The following is a 16,132-nucleotide window of genomic DNA, read 5'->3' on the forward strand; positions in this document are numbered from 1 at the left end:
GGAACGCCTCGCCCCTGTGACCTCTCACGGCGGCGTGCCGGAGTGAGGGTGGCCATCGCAACCGAGACGACAAACGCGCCCTTTGATGTTCAAGAGACGCGCTGGTCAAGCATGGAGCCGCCTAAGGGAATCGAACCCTTGACCTACGCATTACGAGTGCGGAACCTGTCACTGACAGACGGTTACAGCAAACGCCAGATATTGACGTTTCGGCACGTCAAACGGCGTGATCCGTGATCTCGTAGTGGCAGTCGGAGACACTCGGAGACAGTCATTTACAGTCGCGTAGGTCCGGCAACGGTCCGGCACGGCCCTCCCAGCCGATGTCCGCCCGGCGCCCCTTCCGGAAAGCCCCGCCCGCCCCTAACCAGGACGGGCGAGGCACACCCGAACTTCGCCCGCTACGCCTCCGCCACGCGGCCCGGCTCCATGTAACTGCCGTCGAGATTCCGCCGAATCCCGTATCGAAGCGTCGCCTCCGACAGATCGTCAACACCGCAGGCCCGCGCGAACTCCACGACGTCGAAGTTCGGATCCTCGTAACCGAGGCCCTGCGCGGTCACCCACATCACGTTGACCTTGATCCTGGACGCCTCGGCAGGGGACAACACCTGCGATGACTTCTTCGTGTCGAACTCCCGCCGGTGTCCGGCACGGTCGAGACGGTAGGGAGCATCGCGCCAGTCATGGGCGCGGATCTCTGCCGCGTGTTCGCGGGCACGGCGACTAAGCGCCATTCGTCCCTCCTAATAGGACAGGGGCGGCCAGATCGACCCTCCGAACAGGTCACCGCCCGTAGCACCGACACTGTATGCCAAGACGTAGATGACCACCCCTCGAACGAGGCAAATCCACCGTGGGGCGGCGATCGACCGGGGGCCCAGCAGCGAATCACCGTGCCCGGCCGTACAGCAGGTCCCGCCACACCCGCTCCGCCTCGGCTACCGGCATCGGCGCCGTCTCCCTCACTGCGCCCCGCGCCCCGCGCGGCCACCGCCGCAGGAACGCCGTACCGCCCGCGAAACACAGCTCGTACACGACCCTGCTGCTGCTGCACGAGTCCGCGGTGCACGTCTGCGCCCGCACCCGGACCGTCGCAAACCGGCCCGCGGCGTACTCCGGCAGCCACTCCAGCCGGCGGTGGTCGGGCCGGGGCATGAGGGGATGGGGGCCGTGCGGCGCGGGCGGAACACCGCACCTCACCACACCTCCAGGCCCAGGTGCGGCACCGACAAGCAGAACCACGTCGTCTTACCCGGCCCGGACGCGCACCTGGTCACACCCCACCGGGTGCACAGCAGCCCCACCAGGAGCAGACCGCGCCCGCCCTCGGCGAGCTCGCCGAGTCGGCCAGCGTCACGCGGTGTCGGCCACCCGGGGCCAGCGTCCTCCACATCACCGACGAGCGTGCCCTCCCAGCGGTCCAGGGTGAGCGTGACCGTGATCGGGGCCGAACCGTACTGAACGGCGTTGGAGACGAGTTCGGACAAGGCGAGCGCCGCCGCCTCCTTCGCATGGGTTTCGACGCCCCACGCGTCCAGAACCGCGGCGGCGGCGCTGCGGCACCATGAGACATGCGACGGGTGGGCGGCGACGCTCAGCGTGACGCTCAGGCGCCTGCGGGAGGGTCACGGTGCGACGGTAGGGAGACGCACCGGCAGGTTTCGGTGTGACTCAGGCTATATAGCGGACCGTGGACTGTCATATGCCGGTCGGTGTACCGGACCCTGGCCTACTGGTGGGTGGGCCGTTCCGGTGTCGGGCACCGCCCGCGACGGTGCGAGCACCGAGCGCAGCGGGAGCCGCCGATGACCGCCACCTCGCATACACACATACACCCCATCGACCCGGAGTCAGACCGCCACGTGTACCAGCAGATCGCGCACCGTATCCGCGACCGCATCGACGCCGGCGACTGGCAACGCCGCCTTCCGAGCGTGACGCACTTGATGCAGGAGTACGGCGTCGCGAGGCAGACCATGCTCCGGGCACTCGGGCACCTCTCCGAGTTGGGCATCATCTACACGGTCAAGAACAGAGGCTCGTTCGTCCGCTCCAGCCAGGTCGCGGTCGTCGAGCTGGCGCCCGGCGCGCGTGCGATCGCCCGGCCGGCGTCCCAAGCCGAGCGCGCCGAACTCGACCTCACCGAGAACGGGTGGGTGGTCGTCGCCGAGCAGCCCGGCCGGAACGTCGAGGTCCACCCGGCCGACCGTGTCGAACTGCGAGCGCCGGAGTAGCTCGAAGACGCTGCGATGGCGACCCCTTTACCGGAGAATTGCCGCACGGCAGCCAGGAGAGGGAAGGAGCCCGTGAACCGGTCGTTGCGCGACTTCGAGTCATCGCTGACCCTGCTTCCCGCCGAGCAGGGCCGCCGCGTCCAAACGCTTCGCGAGCATGCCCTCACCCGCAGAGACTGCCCGCGCTGTACGCGGCTACAGGAGCTGGTGTGGCTGGTCTTCGACGCCGCATACGCCGGCGACCTGGACGCGGCAGAGAAGACGCTCACCGCGGCAGAGGCGATGGCCGCGGAAGGCGGCCACGACGACGTTTGCGTCGCGCCCCCTAGCGATCTCAGCGGCCGGGTAGCGGGATTCGACACCGGCGGCGCCCTGTTCGGCGCCTCCGACGCGGCGGACGACCGGCGCAGCGGCGGCCTGGGCTTCGTGACCAGCGACGGGCGGTGGGGATTCAAACGCTGGGTGAAGAGGTCGGCCACGCCACTGCTGGACCCCTCCGGGCCGTCCAGGGTGCTGGTCGGGGAACTGCGGGCGGTGTGGCTGATGTTGCAGGCGTTCGGCGAGGACGCCGAGCGGGCCACCCTCCTGCTGGACAGCACGGGGGCTATCGCCTATCTGCGTGCATGGCAGAGTGGAGACGTCTCCAGACTGCCGCCTGGGTATAGCCTGCGTCCCCGGATGAAGGCGGACGCTCCCACGCTGGTGATGCTGGCCCGGCGGGTGGCAGAGCTTCCCTCACTGCGGTTTGAGCATGTCAGGGGGCATCGCGGCCACCCGCTGAATGAGGCGGCCGACTCCCTTGCACGCATCGCCGCACGCAATCCGGAGGACAAGAGAGAGCGGGCAGAGCGGATCGTTGAGGCGTTCTTGAAGGTCTGGCATGGGAGTGGTGCGCGGGCCTGAGCCCGGCACCGGCGGCACCCGTAGCATCTCCGCGACCGCACCAGGGGGGAGCAGCATGGCCGAGTACGAACCGCCCGACGACCTGGTCGAGCTGCAGCGCAGGTTCTTCGAGCTCGACACGCTCTGCAGCGAGCTCGACGGCGACGAGCTGGCGGTGGCCCGTGCCGACCGGCTCAACGTCGTCATGCAGAAGCAGGCGCACCCGTGGTGGTCGAACGAACTCTTTACACGCCGTTACCCACCGGTGGCTCCAGGTTGGTACGGCCGTCCTCGGTGGAGCTCCACCACCTCGACGAGATCAGCCAGGTCCACATGCCGCGCGACCTCCGCGACGCTCCTGGCATAGGCGATGTGATAGCCGAGGTGCCGGACCCGCAGGTCAAAGGGAAAAAGTGTGGTGCAGGGTTGGCGGGAGGCCATCCCCGCCGGGCCTACTGACCGCGCATCCGGATCGCGGAGGTTCGTCCTCACCCGCCCATGCCCGTTCTCGCTTATCCGGTCGCGAGGGTCGGCGGCCTGGGCTACGCCCTACTACAACAAAAATAACAAAACCACTACAGGACCTCGCCGCGGCCCTGCTCGCGGGCGATCTCGGCCAGGGCGTCGAGGAGTTCCTCGGCGTCCGGCGGCGGGACAGTCGGTCCCAGTTCGTCGATGAGGGCCTCGAGGTCGTCCCCTTCGGGGACGCCGGGCTCGCCGCCGACCCAGCCGCCGAAGTGCCAGCGGTCAGGGTCGTCTCCCTCGGTGGGCTCGTAGACGGCACGGGCCAGCTCACCCGGCACGATCATGTACGCGCCGGGGTCGGGCGCGGCGGGGTCGGGGTGGGGGAAGGTCATGCCGTCGAGCGGGCCGCCGACGAGCTGCACGGTGCGGTCGGTCACGGGGCCCTCCTGGTGTCGGGTGTACTCACGGTGGTCCGGGCTGCTGACGTCCGCCCGTGGTCGGCCAGAGGGCATACGGCCTCGTCCGCGACCGCCGGGGTCGCCGTGAACGCGGACACGGGTCACGGCGGTCTCACTCGTAGTCGTCGGCGGAGGTGGCCCGTCCGGCGGCGTGGTCGCGCAGCATCCGCTCCATGAGCAGGGCGTCACGCGCGAGCATGGCGAGCGCGTCGGCCTCGGCCCGTAGATCCTCGGGCGTGGTGTCGGCCGAGAGGAACTCCTCGTACTCCTCTCCGATCGGGTAGTGGGGGAAGGCGGCCGCGTCTTCGTTGTGTCGCCCCAGCCGCATCCGCATGGTGTCGCGCTCGATGGAGGCGGCGACGGCCTGCGGCGCGTCGCGGATGGCGAGCGCGGTCTCCCATGGCCCAGGCCACTCGGCTATCTCCGCCTGGGAGCGCCACTCCTCGTCGAAGTGGGCGCGGGCGGGGGCGGAGAGTGCGGCGCGCAGCGGGGCGAACTCGGGGATGTCGGCGGCGTCGACCGGCCAGTGGTCGCGGTTGATGAACGGGTCGCCTGCGGCCTGCGCGGCGGCGAGGCGCGGGGCGGTCTCGGCCATCCATGCGGCGTACTCGGCGGCCTCATGGGTTGCACAGGGGCCGATGCGGCAGGCGGGGTCGGGGTCGCAGTTGCAGAAGGTCATGGTCACTCCTCGTGTCGGGATGTTCAGGGTAGGGCGGCCGGGATCGCGTTCTCTGCGAGTTCGACGGCGAGGATGAACACCTGGTCGCGTGGGGCGTCCGCGCCGAGCTGCTGCCGTGCGGCCAGGATCCAGCGGTCGAAGTCGCCGAGGCGGGCGAGCGCCGCGCGTGCGGCGGCGGCGCGCGGGTCGGGCTGGGGTGCCTCGTCGTCGCGGGGCGGCCGGGGGCGTGCGACGGCCGGTGGCGGGTTCTCGTCGTTGAGGTTTTCTGCCCCGGCGGCGGGGTTGGTGTCCTCGTCGGCGGGATCAGGGGCAGGGGCTTGGAGTGGGGCGAGCGAAGCGAGCGGGGCGCTCAGCCCGTCCGACGGGTCAGGGTCGTCGGGGTTTTGATCGGGATATGAATCATCGTCGTCTCGCGCGCCCGCGCGCGCGGACAGCAACCGTGAGCTACGGACCTCAGCTTTCTCCCATGGAAGGTCTGTTGTAGAGGGGAGGTGATCTAGGGAAGGTGGGTGGACATCCTGGGTGTCCGTAGAAAACGGCGACTCGTGTCCGTAGAAACGCGTTTCAGGTGACACCTGGGTGTCCGTAGAACCGTCGTCCCGCCCTTCGGTTCTACGGTCATCTGATGTCCGTAGAACGTCCCGCGGATCGCTGCCGCTTCTACGGTCATCGTCGGTGTCCGTAGAACTTCCCGCCTGCTCGCGGCTCGCGCGCTGCCGCCGCTTGGAGTCGGCCCGGTTCGCCTCGGCGATGTCCCCCACGATCTTCCGGTACTCGTCGGGGTTCGGCAGGTCGACGCATGCCGAGAGCTGCGGGCCAAGGATGAGCCGATAAGTGTCGGCCTGCTTCCGCCGCCGGTTGCCGCGCTTCACCAGCTCGACGAGGCCGACCTCGCGCATCCATGCGAGGTAGCGGCTGGCGGTGCGGTAGCTCACGTCGCAGTCGGCGGCGAGGCGCGCGGTTCCGCAGAAGATGCCGGTGCCGTCGGCGTTCGCGTAGGAGCCGAACGCCAGGCAGGCGAGTTTCCGCTCCTTCTCGATGCGTGCGCGCCGTACGAGTTCCATCCACGCGCCGAGTGAGATGCCTCCGTACTCGGCGTCCATCAGCGCCCCCGGTGCTCGACGGCGAGCGGGCGCGTAATTGGGCGTGCGTGGGCACGCGAAGGTATGGTGACCACTTGGGTCGCCTCCTGGTGATGTCAGGCGGTTGGCCAAGGGCCTGTCAGGTGTGTCCAGCACCCGGCGGGCCCGTTCTATGTTCAGGTGTTCGATCAGCACTCTAGCGGTGCGCAGCCACGATCGTACGCCCCGTGATCAGGCGTCACAGCAGGCCAGCCCGCGCCGCCCGCGCCGCGCCGGGCGAACACTCCTGGAGCACCAGCCCACCGCGTGACCAACCACCCGCCGCCAGGCGGCATCCAACGGGTCGCGACCCCGACACCAGGAGTGACCATGCGAATCCTCGCCGCCGTCCTGCTCGCCCTCACCACCGCATGCAGCACCAGCACCGCCGCGCCGAAGCCCGCCAACATCGACATCCACGGCACCATCACCGTCACCAAAGAAGGCGTCTTCCAAGGCTCAGAAGGCGAACCCTGCCACCCCGACAGCGGCTACAGCGACATCCGCCCCGGCACCCAGGTCGTGATCACCGACCCCACAGGCAAAACCATCGCCGTCGGCGCGCTCGGCAACGGGACCAACCGCACCCGGAGCACCTCATACCTCAGCGACTGCGAGTTCCCCTTCCGCGTCACCGCCCCCGCCGGGCAGCAGTTCTACGGCGTGGAGATCGGCCGCCGGGGCCGCCTGCAATACGCGGCGGATCGCCTCGGACAGCCCCTTGAGCTGACGTTGGGCGACTGACGCCGGCTAGCACGGGTCGGCCGCCCCGGGAAGTCGCCGGGCGCGAGCGGATCCGATCCCCCGCACGCGACTCCATCGGCACCCCTACGCCACAAGAAGTCACGATCCGTGACCCCTATCTTCATGGTCGTGACCGACACACCAGACACGACCACCCCCGACCCCGACCTCGCCCACCTCGCCGACCTCATCAGCATGATCCCCGGCCCCGACGACCCATACTTCTGGAAGAGCCTCCCGAGCGAGAGCCGGACCGACTACATCTTCCAGAAGCTCGTACCGCAGATGCAGCTCCTCCGTAAGCCCAACCCGGAGCCGGTCGAGATCGCGAGCCTTGCCAAGTACCTGATCTACTTCTTCGGCTCCACCACGGCCAAACTGCACGACCACATCGGCCGACAGACCGACATCGCCCCCTACGAGCTGACCGGCCGCCTCTGGGTCGAGGACCTGCACGCCACCTGCTGGCGGCTATACGTCCGCTACCACGCCCGCACGCGGACCGGCAGGTGGGAGCGCAAGTGGCCCGAGGACTTCCACGCCTGGTGGGCCGCGAGGCGAGAGAGCGAGCCCGCCGAGTGAAGGACCTGGCGTGGGACCACGGCCCGCACATCCGCATCCGCCAAGCCGCCCCGGCCGACGTGCCCGCCATCCGCGACCTCGCACCCCTGGCAGGCGAAGGCGTGGAACTGGAACCACCGCTCGCCGACGCGGTGACCGCCGGGTACGCCGGCGCCGCCCTCCAGACTGGAGTCCACGACGGCATCACGGCTCTGCACGACCGGCTCCTTGCCTCGCTGACCGGCCCCGAAGACGTGCTCCGCGCCTACCTGAACGTCGCCTTGGTGCTCGTGGCAGAGCATGACCGCGACGGCGTTGTGGGCACGCTGCTCGCGTACCCGCCGATCCGTGTCGTCGAGCAGTTCCGCGCCATCGCCTTGATTCAGGGCGCGTCTCCCCTGGTGGGCGTGACGGGTTTAGTGAAGATCAAGGCGGTGGTTGTCGCCGAGTCGGCCCGCGGCGGGCGAATCGGCCCCGAGTTCCTGAAGCGGTGCCGCCAGGTCTACTTCGGGTGCGGCTACCAGTTGCTGTATGGCCAGATCGAGCCTTCCAGGCAGGACCTTGAGGGCTTCTACCAGAAGCAGGGATTCGCCGTGCTGGGCGTGGGTGAATCGGTCCCCCTGTGGCCGATCTTTGGTTTCAATGCGCACCTGACGGCCGAAGAGGGACAGCGGCTGTTCGTGCGCGAGAAGATCGTTTAGTCCACGCGAAAGGCCCCCGCCGTGCGCGGGGGCCTTTCGTCGTCTCGCCGTCAGGACCGAGCAGGGACTGTGCCCATGCCCTTGCAGGGACGGCACTGCACCCACCGCTCGGTGACGACCGTGCTGCCGGACGGCGTCTTCGTCTCGACCTTCTCCAGCCAGCCGCCCTTGCCGCCGCAGTTGTCGCACTTCGTGGTGCCCTCGCCCTCCGCGCGCACGGCGGGGCGGTCGCTGGCGGCCTGGCTGGCAACGGCGGCGGCCTCGTCCGGCGTGAGGCCGGTCAAGGTCACCACGCTGCCGCGTGGCGTCGTGATGGCGGCGAAGTGGTCGCGGGTCACTGGTCACTCCTCGGACATGTCGGGGATCCGAGCGTGACACGGCCTACCCCTCGTCGGCCACGACTTGCCGATACTCCAGCTTGTACAGGTGCCCCGGTTTGATCATCACCGTGACCTCGGCCACCCGGCCGCCGTCGCTGTAGATGGTGCGGAACTGCCGGAGGACCGGGACCCCTTCGGGAATGTCGAGCAACTCGGCCTCTTCGGTCGTCGGCGGTCGTGTGGAGATTTCGTCCGTCCATTCCCGCTGCGGGTAGCCCAGCTCGGCGAGGACGGCCGGCGCACCACCCCGGATCTTCCCGCGTCCGGCGAGCGCGGTCCCGGCCGCCCAGCTCGCCGGGTAATAAGACCGGGACAACTCCACGGGCACATCGCCGCGCAGCATGAGGCGGCAGCGGCAAACGGCGTGACCCTCGCCGAGATCCCGCGCCACGTCGGCGGGCGGCTCGACTTCGGCGACGTCGAGAATCTTGTAGGTCACACCCCGCGACGCCGGCTCGAAATACGCGGCGGCGCGAACGGTGAACGGATGCCCCTCCCGGACGTAGACGCCGGCCCCGGTGCGGCTGGTCAGGAAACCCTCGCCCTTGAGGATGCGCACCGCGTTCTGCACGGTGGTGCCGACGACGTCGTACTTCTCGGCGAGTTGCGCAGTTGAGGGTAGTTGCTCCCCCGGCGCGAGCAATCCGGCCATGATCTGTGCGCGCAGGTCTGCGGCCACCTTGTGTGACGGGTGCCGGGTATCTGGTCTCACCGCGTCTCCCAACCCTTTTCTCCCGCTGTACCACCTGGCCGTGACGCGGGGTCTGCGCCGTGGGGAGCTGTGGGGCCTGGAGTGGGTCAACATCGAGCTGGACGTCAAGGCCGAGACCGGCTGGGTGGCCGTACGCGAGGAAGAGCACGAGGTAGGCCGGGACGCCGCCGAGCGCGCGAGCGTGAAGAGCGAGGCGGGGTGGCGGACGGTCCCGCTCGACCGCAGCAACGTGCTGCTGCTGGAGTTGTGGCGGCGGCGTCAGGGCGCGGAGCGCGAGCGGGCCGGGGACGCCTGGACGGAGTCCGGCCGGGTGTTCACCGCCGAGGACGGCGGGCCGATCAGGATCGACTTCATCGGCGACCACTTCGACGTGCTCGTGAAGCGGTACGGCCTGCCTCCGGTGCGGTTCCACGACCTTCGGCACTGCGCGGCGACGTATCTGCTCGCCGGGGGCGCGGATTTGAAGATGGTGGCCGAGACGCTCGGGCACTCGCAGTACTCGTTCACGGCCGACACCTACGCGAACGTGCTGCCCGACCTGGCGGTTACCGCTGCGGAGGCCGCGGTCGCGGTGATCCCGCGCAGGCGCTCCACCGGCGCGTAGGGCCGGATCCCTTGCGCGGCCGGGGTTTCGCGTGGGGTGTTTCCCCGGATGGTCCGGCATGAGATCCTCGCGGCGTGAAAAAGCCCCATTCCAAGATCGGAATGGGGCTCTGAGCTGGAGCCGCCTAAGGGAATCGAACCCTTGACCTACGCATTACGAGTGCGTCGCTCTGGCCGACTGAGCTAAGGCGGCGTGCCGTACGGCGTGAAAGAGTCTACAGGGTTGGAGGCGGTGTGCGCTCCTGGGTTACGGGTGGTGGCGGTGGCTAGTCGGTTTTGGGGCAGCGGGTGCCGTCGGCGGGTGGGGTTTGGGAGATGAGGTAGCGGTCGACGAGGCGGTCGACGCAGGTGGAGCCGGTGAGGTAGGCGGTGTGGCCGTCGCCGTCGTAGGTGATGAGGCGGGCGGGCTTGAGTTGGGTGGAGAGGGCCTCGGCCCACTCGTACGGCGTGGCAGGGTCGCGAAGTGTGCCGATGACCACGATGGGTGGGGCGCCCTCGGCGGTGAGGCGGCGGTTGGCGTCGGGGCTCTTGGCGGGCCAGAAGGCGCAGGGGAGGGAGCCCCACATGATGAAGGAGCCGAAGCGGGGGGCCTCGGCGGTGGCCTTGGTGGCGGCCTGCTCGAAGGCGTTCACGGTGGTGGGGTAGGTGCGGTCGACGCAGTTGATGGCCGTGTTGGCCTCGGTCTGGTTGGAGTAGGTGCCGTCGGGGCGGCGGCCGACGAGCAGGTCGGCGACGCGGATGAGGGTGGTGCCGTCGCCGCGGAAGGCGTCGGCGAGGGCCTGGCGGAGCACGGGCCAGGACTGGCGGTCGTAGAGCGGGGTGGCGACGCCGAGCAGGGCCCAGGCCTCGTCGACCTGGCGGCCGTCGCCGAGGGAGTTGCGCAGCGGGCGGGCGTCGATGCGGCTCATGAGGTCGCTGAACTCGCGGAGCGCGCCGTCGATGTCGCGGCTGTCGAAGGGGCAGGAGGCGTCCTGGAAGCAGTCCTCGAGGAAGGACTTGAGGGCGACCTCGAAGCCGCGTGCCTGGGCCTCGTTGCTGCGTACCGGGGACAGCGACGGATCGACGGCGCCGTCGAGGACGAGGGCGCGCACCTTGTCGGGGAACAGGTCGGCGTACATGGCGCCGAGGTGCGTGCCGTACGACTTGCCGAGGTAGGTGAGGCCCTTGTCGCCGAGGGCCTCGCGCAGTATGTCCATGTCGCGGGCGGCGTCGGCGGTGCCGACGTGCGGCAGGAGTTTCGCCGACCTCTCCTCGCAGCCTTCGGCGAAGGTGCGGGCGCCCTCTTCGAGCTCACGGACCTCGCCGGCGTCGTCGGGAGTGGCGTCGAGGCCGACGAAGGTGTCGAGTTGCGGGCCGGTCAGGCAGCGTACGGCGGACGACTGGCCGACGCCGCGCGGGTCGAAGCCGACGACGTCGAAGCGGGCCCGCACGTTCGCCGACAGGATCGCGTCGGCGGAGCGCGCGTAGTCGATGCCGGACGCTCCGGGGCCGCCGGGATTGACCAGGATTGAGCCGATGCGGTCGCCGGTGGCGGGCAACCGGATCACGCTGATCTTGATTTGCTCGCCGCCGGGTTTGTCATAGTCGAGCGGTACGGCGAGGCGGGCGCACTCGAAGCCCTGCCCGCACCCCGACCAGGACAGCTTCTGGTCGTAGTACTGTCGCAGGGACGTCGCCTCGACCGGGGACTCAGAGGGGGACCCGGAGGCGGGTCCAGAGGCGGCGGCCGACGGCGGCGTTGTGCCGCCCTGCGGGGCCGGAGGCTCGCCACCGGCGGTGGTGCATCCGGCGAGCAGGGCCGTCCCCGCCAGCAGGGCCGCGACGCGGCGCCTCACCTTCACGATTCGCCCGCCTCCTGGTAGGTCTCCTCGTACGCCTGCCGGGGGCCGCACACGCTCGCCCGGGAGCAGGAGCACCGCCGCCCGCCGTCGTTGAGCCGGACGACCACCGAGTCGGAGGGCACGTTGTGCCCCACCACTGTGCCGGGTCCCTCCGGCGTGTCCACCGACGACCCGACGCGCGGTGCCGACGCCCGGAACTCCTGGTAGAGCGGGTGCTCGTACTTCAGGCAGCACATCAGCCGCCCGCACGCGCCGGCGATGCGCAGCGGATTGACCGGAAGGTCCTGGTCCTTGGCCATCCGCACCGACACCGGCTCGAAGTCCTTAAGGAACGTGGCGCAGCACAGGTCGCGCCCGCAGGGGCCGATGCCGCCCTGGATGCGCGCCTCGTCGCGCGGGCCGATCTGCCGGAGTTCGACGCGGGCGCGCAGGTTGCGGGCGAGGTCGCGGACGAGGGCGCGGAAGTCGACCCGGTGCGGCGCGGAGAAGTAGACGGTGTAGATGTTGTCGGCGTCCAGATAGTCGATGCCGACGACCTTCATCGGCAGCGAGTGGCGCTTGATCAAGCGCTTGGACACGCTGCGCGCCTCGGCCCGTTTGCGGCGGTTGCTCTCGTCACGGGCCAGATGTTCCTCCTGGGCGATGCCTTCGCAGACGGGGAGCCCTTCGACGTCCTCGTTCACCCACTGCGGCGCCCACACGCACTCGGCCACCTCGGGGCCCGACCCGGTCGGCACCAGGACCTTGTCGCCCACCTTGGGGCTGTGTGGTCCTGGGTCCAGGTAATACAGCCGCCCATAACGGGTGAAACTCACCGCCATCATCATGCCCATGTAGCCGCGTTCCCCTCCCGCAAGGTACGGCCTGCCCCTGCATTCGCCACCTTACGCGCCGGGCAGGGCGCAGGGTCCGGCGCATCACAACCACGACGCCATCAGAGCCGGATAAAGACCGAAAACAACGACAAAATACTCCCCGTCGCTCGGGTACGGCGGGGAGTATCGGGGCGATCGGCGCACCAGGGCCGGGAACGGTACCAGGCCACCGCCGATCCGGGTTCGTCGCCGACGGCACGCAGGCTTCGGTACCGGCCCAAGTCCACCACACGCGACAAATCGGCCTGAATGTTCCAGAGACGCCGCCGCATGCCCGCCCGCGCGGCGGTCAGCGCAGGGCCAGCGTCATCGCCTCCACGGCGATCTGGGGGTTGACGTTCGCGGCGAGCCGTTCCCGGCAGAGCATGATCGCGTCCACCCGCCGCAGCGTGGCCTCCGGCGTCGAGGATCGGGCCAGGTCCTCCAGGTCGTCGCGCCGATCCTCGTTGGTCAGCTCGACCGGCGCCCGGAACTGCACGGCGAGCACGTCCCGGTAGAACGCCACCAGGTCGAGCAGCGCCGCGTCGAGCGTGTCCCGCTTGATCCTCGTGGCCCGCGACTTCTGCCGGTCCTCCAGCTCCTTCAGCGCCCCGGCCCCGCCGCGCACCAGCCCCCGGTTGAGCCCCTTGCCGGTGGAGCCCTCGCCGTACACCTTGCGCAGTTCGGCGGTCTCGACCTCGTTGAGCGCGGTGGTCGCGGCGGCGGCCTCCTCCTCGGCGGTCTTCACCAGGCGCTCGGCGGCGGCCACGCACTCGCCGACGCCGGTCAGCGTCCTGGGCAGGTCCAGTACGGCGGCACGCCGGCGCCGGGCCTCCTCATCGAGGGCGAGCCGGCGGGCCCGGCCGATGTGCCCCTGGGCGGCGCGGGCGGCGAACGCGGCCATCTCCGGGGCGACGCCGTCCCGGGCGACGAGCATGGCGGCGATCGCGTCGGCGGGCGGGGTGCGCAGCGTGACGACCCGGCACCGCGACCTGATGGTGATCACCATGTCGTCCGGGGAGGGGGCGCACAGCAGCCACACCGTCCGCGGCGGCGGCTCCTCGATCGCCTTGAGCAGGGCGTTGGCGGCGGCCTCGGTGGAGCGGTCGGCGTCCTCGAACAGCACCACGCGCCAGCGGCCGAGCGTCGGCGCGCCGGCCGCGCGCAGCACCAGCTCGCGGGTCTGCCGGACGCTGTACGACAGGCCCTCGGGGCGTACCACCTCCAGGTCGGGGTGGGAGCCGATCTCCACCTGGTGGCACAGGTCGCAGTGCCCGCACCCCTGCTCGGGGCAGAGCAGCGCGGCGGCGAGGGCGCGTGCGGCGTTCGACCGGCCCGAGCCGGGCGGCCCGGTGAAGAGCCAGGCGTGCGTCATCCCGGAGCCGGAGGCGGCCCGCCGCAGCACGTCGACGGCGTGATCCTGGCCCACCAGCGCGTCGAAGACGCTCATCGTGACGTCCTCCTCATCACCGTTGTGAGACTCCTGGGGGATCCGCGCCGGGCTCTCGCCGGGCCCACCGGTAACGAGGCTAGCGCCGGACGTCCGCCGGTCGGGTGCGCAGCGGGAGGGGCGAGACGGGTGTCACCCTGGTTCAGGGCAGGGGCGCGGGATTCTGTCCGGATATACCAGGATTTATCGGGCAATGACGCGAGCGCTGTGATCGCATCGCCTCGCCGGGGCCGTCTCTCCAGGCGCCGATACGCCGGTGTACGGCTCCGCCCCCGCGGCCGTTCACCAACGTCGGGCGCGCGCCCCTCGACCGGAACGGATACGTCGATCACGCGGAGCGCCAGGACGAGGGCCCGGCGCCGCTCTCGTCGCGGATCGCCGGCATCGTGCCCGTGACGTCCTCGGCGTCCTGCGGCACCGGGTCGGGCAGGATCTCCCGCACCCGATCCTGGATGCGGCGGGCCAGCTCCTCCTGCGACCGCGTCCCGTCGAGCACCAGATACCGATCCGGGTCGGCCGCGGCCAGCGCCCGGAACTCCCGCCGCACCCGCTCGTGAAACTCCAGTGGCTCGGCCTCGATTCGGTCCGCGGGCGAGGCGAACCGCGCCAGCCCCACCTGCGGCGGCACGTCGATCAGCACGGTCAGGTCGGGAACCAGCCCCCCGGTCGCCCACGCGTTGATCCTCGCCACGTCCTCCGGGTCGAGCGCACGCCCCGCCCCCTGGTACGCCAGCGAGGAGTCGACGTACCGATCGCACACCACCATCGCGCCCCGCCGCAGCGCCGGGCGGATCACCTTTTCCACGTGCTCGGCCCGGTCGGCCGCGTACAGCATCGTCTCGGCCCGCGCCGACAGCCCCTGGTGCGCCGAGTCGAGCAGGATCGCCCGCAGCCGCATGCCCACCTTGGTCGCCCCGGGCTCGCGCGTCTGCTCCACGTCGAAGCCCTGGTCCCGCAGCCAGATCGCGAGCATGCGCGACTGCGTGGTCTTGCCCGACCCCTCGCCGCCCTCGAACGCGATGAACAGCCCGCGCGGCTCCTCGGCGGCCGGTTCGTCCGGGACGTACCGTTCGCCCCGCAGCGCCGCCATGAGGTCGGCCCCGAGCGGGACATTCCCCCGGTCGTCCATCTGCCGCAGCGCGACCGTGCCGACGGCGACCGCGAGCAGCGCGCCGATCACCAGCACCAGGTTGGGGCCGCTGAAGGTGTACGAGACGTTCGGCACCACCTCGAAGACGTGCTCGCCGAACAGGCCGGCCACCACCGGCGCGACCGCGACCACCACCAGCAGCACGACCCGCGCCAGCGACTGCAGGAACGCGAACGTACGGCCCCGCAGCCCGTCCTCCACCTCCAGCCCGATCAGCGTGTAGCCGATGATCCAGGCGATGCCCGCGAACGCGCCCAGCGCCACCGTGAGCACCGCGACGACCACGAGGTTGTGGATGAGCGCGATCGCGACCAGCACCAGGCCCGCGCCCACGATCGACAGCCCGAACAGCCGCCGCCGCGACAACTCGCGCAGCAGTCGCAGCCCGAAGAACATACCGAGGGCCATGCCCACGAACACGGCGCCGAACACGGTCCCGTACCCCGCGTCGCCGCCGCCCAGAGCCAGCACGTAGATCTTGGCCACGCCGACCACCGCGCCACCGGCCGCGAACGCGCCCAGCATGCCGATCACCAGGCCGCGTACCAGCCGGTTCGCGCCGACGAACCGCCAGCCCTCGGCGATCTGCCGCAGCACCGACGGGGCGGAGATCGCCCGCTTCGGCACGCCCTTCAACGTGAAGATCAGAATGGCCGAGGCCCAGTACGCCAGCGCGTTGGCGTACAGCGCCAGGCTCGTCGGCTCGGCCGCCGACGACGGCACCGTACGGCCCAGCGTGTCGGCGATGACGGACACCACCGCGAACAGCGCCGCCGCGACCGGGGCCGTGCCGTACGTGACGAGGAGATTGAGCTGGTTCGCCTCCTCCAGTCGCTCCTTGGGCACCAGGTTGGGGACGGTCGCCTCCTTCGCCGGCACCCAGAACAGGTTCACGCACTCGACCAGGAGCGTGGCGATGAGAACCCACTGGTAGCTGCCGACGAGCGGAATCGACAACACCACGGCGAACCGGGCCACATCGGCGACGACCATCGTCAGCCGCCGGTCGAACCGGTCGGCGACCGCCCCGGCCAGCGGGCCGAGCACCACGGCCGGGAGCATCTTCGCCACGAACACGCCGCCGATGGCGAGGCTCTGCGCCTGATACCCCGAGCCCTGGGTGAGGTGGCTCGCCAGCGCGGTGAGCGCGATCAGGTTCAGCCAGTCGCCGAGGCTGCAGACCGCCATGGCCGTCCACAGCCTGCGGAAAGGCGCGATGGCGAGCACATGCGGCTGCTTACGCCGCGTGGCGGGCCGGCCAGGGATGGTCATGGGTATCAGGGTATCCAGGTGC

At 70.3% G+C, this 16,132-nt stretch carries 19 protein-coding genes and 1 tRNA gene; 7 read left to right on the forward strand and 13 right to left on the reverse strand.

Annotated features, from left to right (window positions below; translation table 11 throughout):
- Window positions 1-401 precede the first annotated feature (401 nt).
- From AB0K60_RS19515 to AB0K60_RS19525, 3 genes are all read right to left on the reverse strand, one after another.
- Window positions 402-737, reverse strand: a complete 336-nt coding sequence (locus AB0K60_RS19515; RefSeq protein WP_364056427.1) for a hypothetical protein — start codon at window positions 735-737, stop codon at window positions 402-404.
- 154 nt (window positions 738-891) lie between these two features.
- Window positions 892-1,158, reverse strand: a complete 267-nt coding sequence (locus AB0K60_RS19520; RefSeq protein ID WP_364056430.1) for a hypothetical protein — start codon at window positions 1,156-1,158, stop codon at window positions 892-894.
- A gap of 41 nt (window positions 1,159-1,199) precedes the next feature.
- Window positions 1,200-1,613, reverse strand: coding sequence for an ATP-binding protein (locus AB0K60_RS19525; protein WP_364056781.1), 414 nt, complete (start codon window positions 1,611-1,613; stop codon window positions 1,200-1,202).
- Between the two features lie 195 nt (window positions 1,614-1,808).
- Between AB0K60_RS19525 and AB0K60_RS19530 the strand changes: the two genes are divergently transcribed.
- The 3 genes from AB0K60_RS19530 (at window position 1,809) to AB0K60_RS19540 (ending at window position 3,486) form a co-directional block, all read left to right on the forward strand.
- Window positions 1,809-2,237, forward strand: a complete 429-nt coding sequence (locus AB0K60_RS19530) for a winged helix-turn-helix domain-containing protein (protein WP_364056432.1) — start codon at window positions 1,809-1,811, stop codon at window positions 2,235-2,237.
- Between the two features lie 72 nt (window positions 2,238-2,309).
- Window positions 2,310-3,140, forward strand: a complete 831-nt coding sequence (locus AB0K60_RS19535; RefSeq protein ID WP_364056434.1) for an RNase H family protein — start codon at window positions 2,310-2,312, stop codon at window positions 3,138-3,140.
- Between the two features lie 55 nt (window positions 3,141-3,195).
- A complete protein-coding gene (locus AB0K60_RS19540; RefSeq protein ID WP_364056437.1) occupies window positions 3,196-3,486 on the forward strand; it encodes a hypothetical protein in 291 nt (96 codons plus the stop codon).
- A 208-nt stretch (window positions 3,487-3,694) separates the two neighbouring features.
- On the opposite strand, the gene AB0K60_RS19545 is transcribed toward AB0K60_RS19540, so the two are convergent.
- The 3 genes from AB0K60_RS19545 to AB0K60_RS19555 form a co-directional block, all read right to left on the reverse strand.
- A complete protein-coding gene (locus tag AB0K60_RS19545) occupies window positions 3,695-4,021 on the reverse strand; it encodes a hypothetical protein (protein ID WP_364056440.1) in 327 nt (108 codons plus the stop codon).
- A 133-nt stretch (window positions 4,022-4,154) separates the two neighbouring features.
- Entirely contained in the window at window positions 4,155-4,721 is a 567-nt protein-coding gene (locus AB0K60_RS19550; RefSeq protein ID WP_364056443.1) for a hypothetical protein, read from the reverse strand.
- A 23-nt stretch (window positions 4,722-4,744) separates the two neighbouring features.
- Window positions 4,745-5,824: a helix-turn-helix domain-containing protein gene (locus AB0K60_RS19555; RefSeq protein ID WP_364056446.1), complete on the reverse strand. Its 1,080-nt coding sequence runs from the start codon at window positions 5,822-5,824 to the stop codon at window positions 4,745-4,747.
- 348 nt (window positions 5,825-6,172) lie between these two features.
- Between AB0K60_RS19555 and AB0K60_RS19560 the strand changes: the two genes are divergently transcribed.
- The 3 genes from AB0K60_RS19560 (at window position 6,173) to AB0K60_RS19570 (ending at window position 7,848) form a co-directional block, all read left to right on the forward strand.
- A complete protein-coding gene (locus AB0K60_RS19560) occupies window positions 6,173-6,586 on the forward strand; it encodes a hypothetical protein (RefSeq protein WP_364056449.1) in 414 nt (137 codons plus the stop codon).
- Window positions 6,587-6,715: 129 nt separating this feature from the next.
- Window positions 6,716-7,168, forward strand: a complete 453-nt coding sequence (locus AB0K60_RS19565; protein ID WP_364056452.1) for a hypothetical protein — start codon at window positions 6,716-6,718, stop codon at window positions 7,166-7,168.
- Window positions 7,165-7,848, forward strand: a complete 684-nt coding sequence (locus AB0K60_RS19570) for a GNAT family N-acetyltransferase (RefSeq protein WP_364056455.1) — start codon at window positions 7,165-7,167, stop codon at window positions 7,846-7,848. Before AB0K60_RS19565 ends, AB0K60_RS19570 begins: the two co-directional genes overlap by 4 nt.
- Window positions 7,849-7,898: 50 nt before the next feature.
- Here AB0K60_RS19570 and AB0K60_RS19575 read toward each other — a convergent pair whose 3' ends face one another.
- Together AB0K60_RS19575 and AB0K60_RS19580 are read right to left on the reverse strand one after the other, a co-directional pair.
- Window positions 7,899-8,186 (reverse strand): hypothetical protein, encoded by a 288-nt coding sequence (locus AB0K60_RS19575; protein ID WP_364056458.1) that lies wholly within the window; start codon window positions 8,184-8,186, stop codon window positions 7,899-7,901.
- Between the two features lie 43 nt (window positions 8,187-8,229).
- Complete coding sequence (locus tag AB0K60_RS19580) at window positions 8,230-8,940, reverse strand: GntR family transcriptional regulator (RefSeq protein WP_364056461.1); 711 nt, start codon at window positions 8,938-8,940, stop codon at window positions 8,230-8,232.
- A 40-nt stretch (window positions 8,941-8,980) separates the two neighbouring features.
- Between AB0K60_RS19580 and AB0K60_RS19585 the strand changes: the two genes are divergently transcribed.
- Complete coding sequence (locus AB0K60_RS19585) at window positions 8,981-9,544, forward strand: site-specific integrase (RefSeq protein ID WP_364056464.1); 564 nt, start codon at window positions 8,981-8,983, stop codon at window positions 9,542-9,544.
- Window positions 9,545-9,659: 115 nt separating this feature from the next.
- Here the strand turns inward: AB0K60_RS19585 and AB0K60_RS19590 are convergent.
- The 5 genes from AB0K60_RS19590 to tmk all read right to left on the reverse strand — a co-directional run bounded on the left by AB0K60_RS19590 (window position 9,660) and on the right by tmk (window position 16,110).
- Window positions 9,660-9,736: transfer RNA gene (locus AB0K60_RS19590), tRNA-Thr, on the reverse strand.
- 73 nt (window positions 9,737-9,809) lie between these two features.
- Window positions 9,810-11,384 carry an alpha/beta hydrolase gene (locus AB0K60_RS19595; RefSeq protein ID WP_364056467.1) on the reverse strand — a complete coding sequence of 525 codons (1,575 nt, stop codon included), beginning with the start codon at window positions 11,382-11,384 and terminating at the stop codon, window positions 9,810-9,812.
- Window positions 11,381-12,211, reverse strand: coding sequence for a regulatory iron-sulfur-containing complex subunit RicT (gene ricT / locus AB0K60_RS19600; RefSeq protein WP_364056784.1), 831 nt, complete (start codon window positions 12,209-12,211; stop codon window positions 11,381-11,383). The genes AB0K60_RS19595 and ricT overlap by 4 nt, the downstream gene beginning before the upstream one ends.
- Window positions 12,212-12,548: 337 nt before the next feature.
- Window positions 12,549-13,688 (reverse strand): DNA polymerase III subunit delta', encoded by a 1,140-nt coding sequence (locus tag AB0K60_RS19605; protein ID WP_364056470.1) that lies wholly within the window; start codon window positions 13,686-13,688, stop codon window positions 12,549-12,551.
- A gap of 328 nt (window positions 13,689-14,016) precedes the next feature.
- Complete coding sequence (tmk, locus tag AB0K60_RS19610) at window positions 14,017-16,110, reverse strand: dTMP kinase (protein WP_364056475.1); 2,094 nt, start codon at window positions 16,108-16,110, stop codon at window positions 14,017-14,019.
- Window positions 16,111-16,132 lie beyond the last annotated feature (22 nt).

The organism is Thermopolyspora sp. NPDC052614, from assembly GCF_040678635.1.
Lineage (GTDB): Bacteria > Actinomycetota > Actinomycetes > Streptosporangiales > Streptosporangiaceae > Thermopolyspora.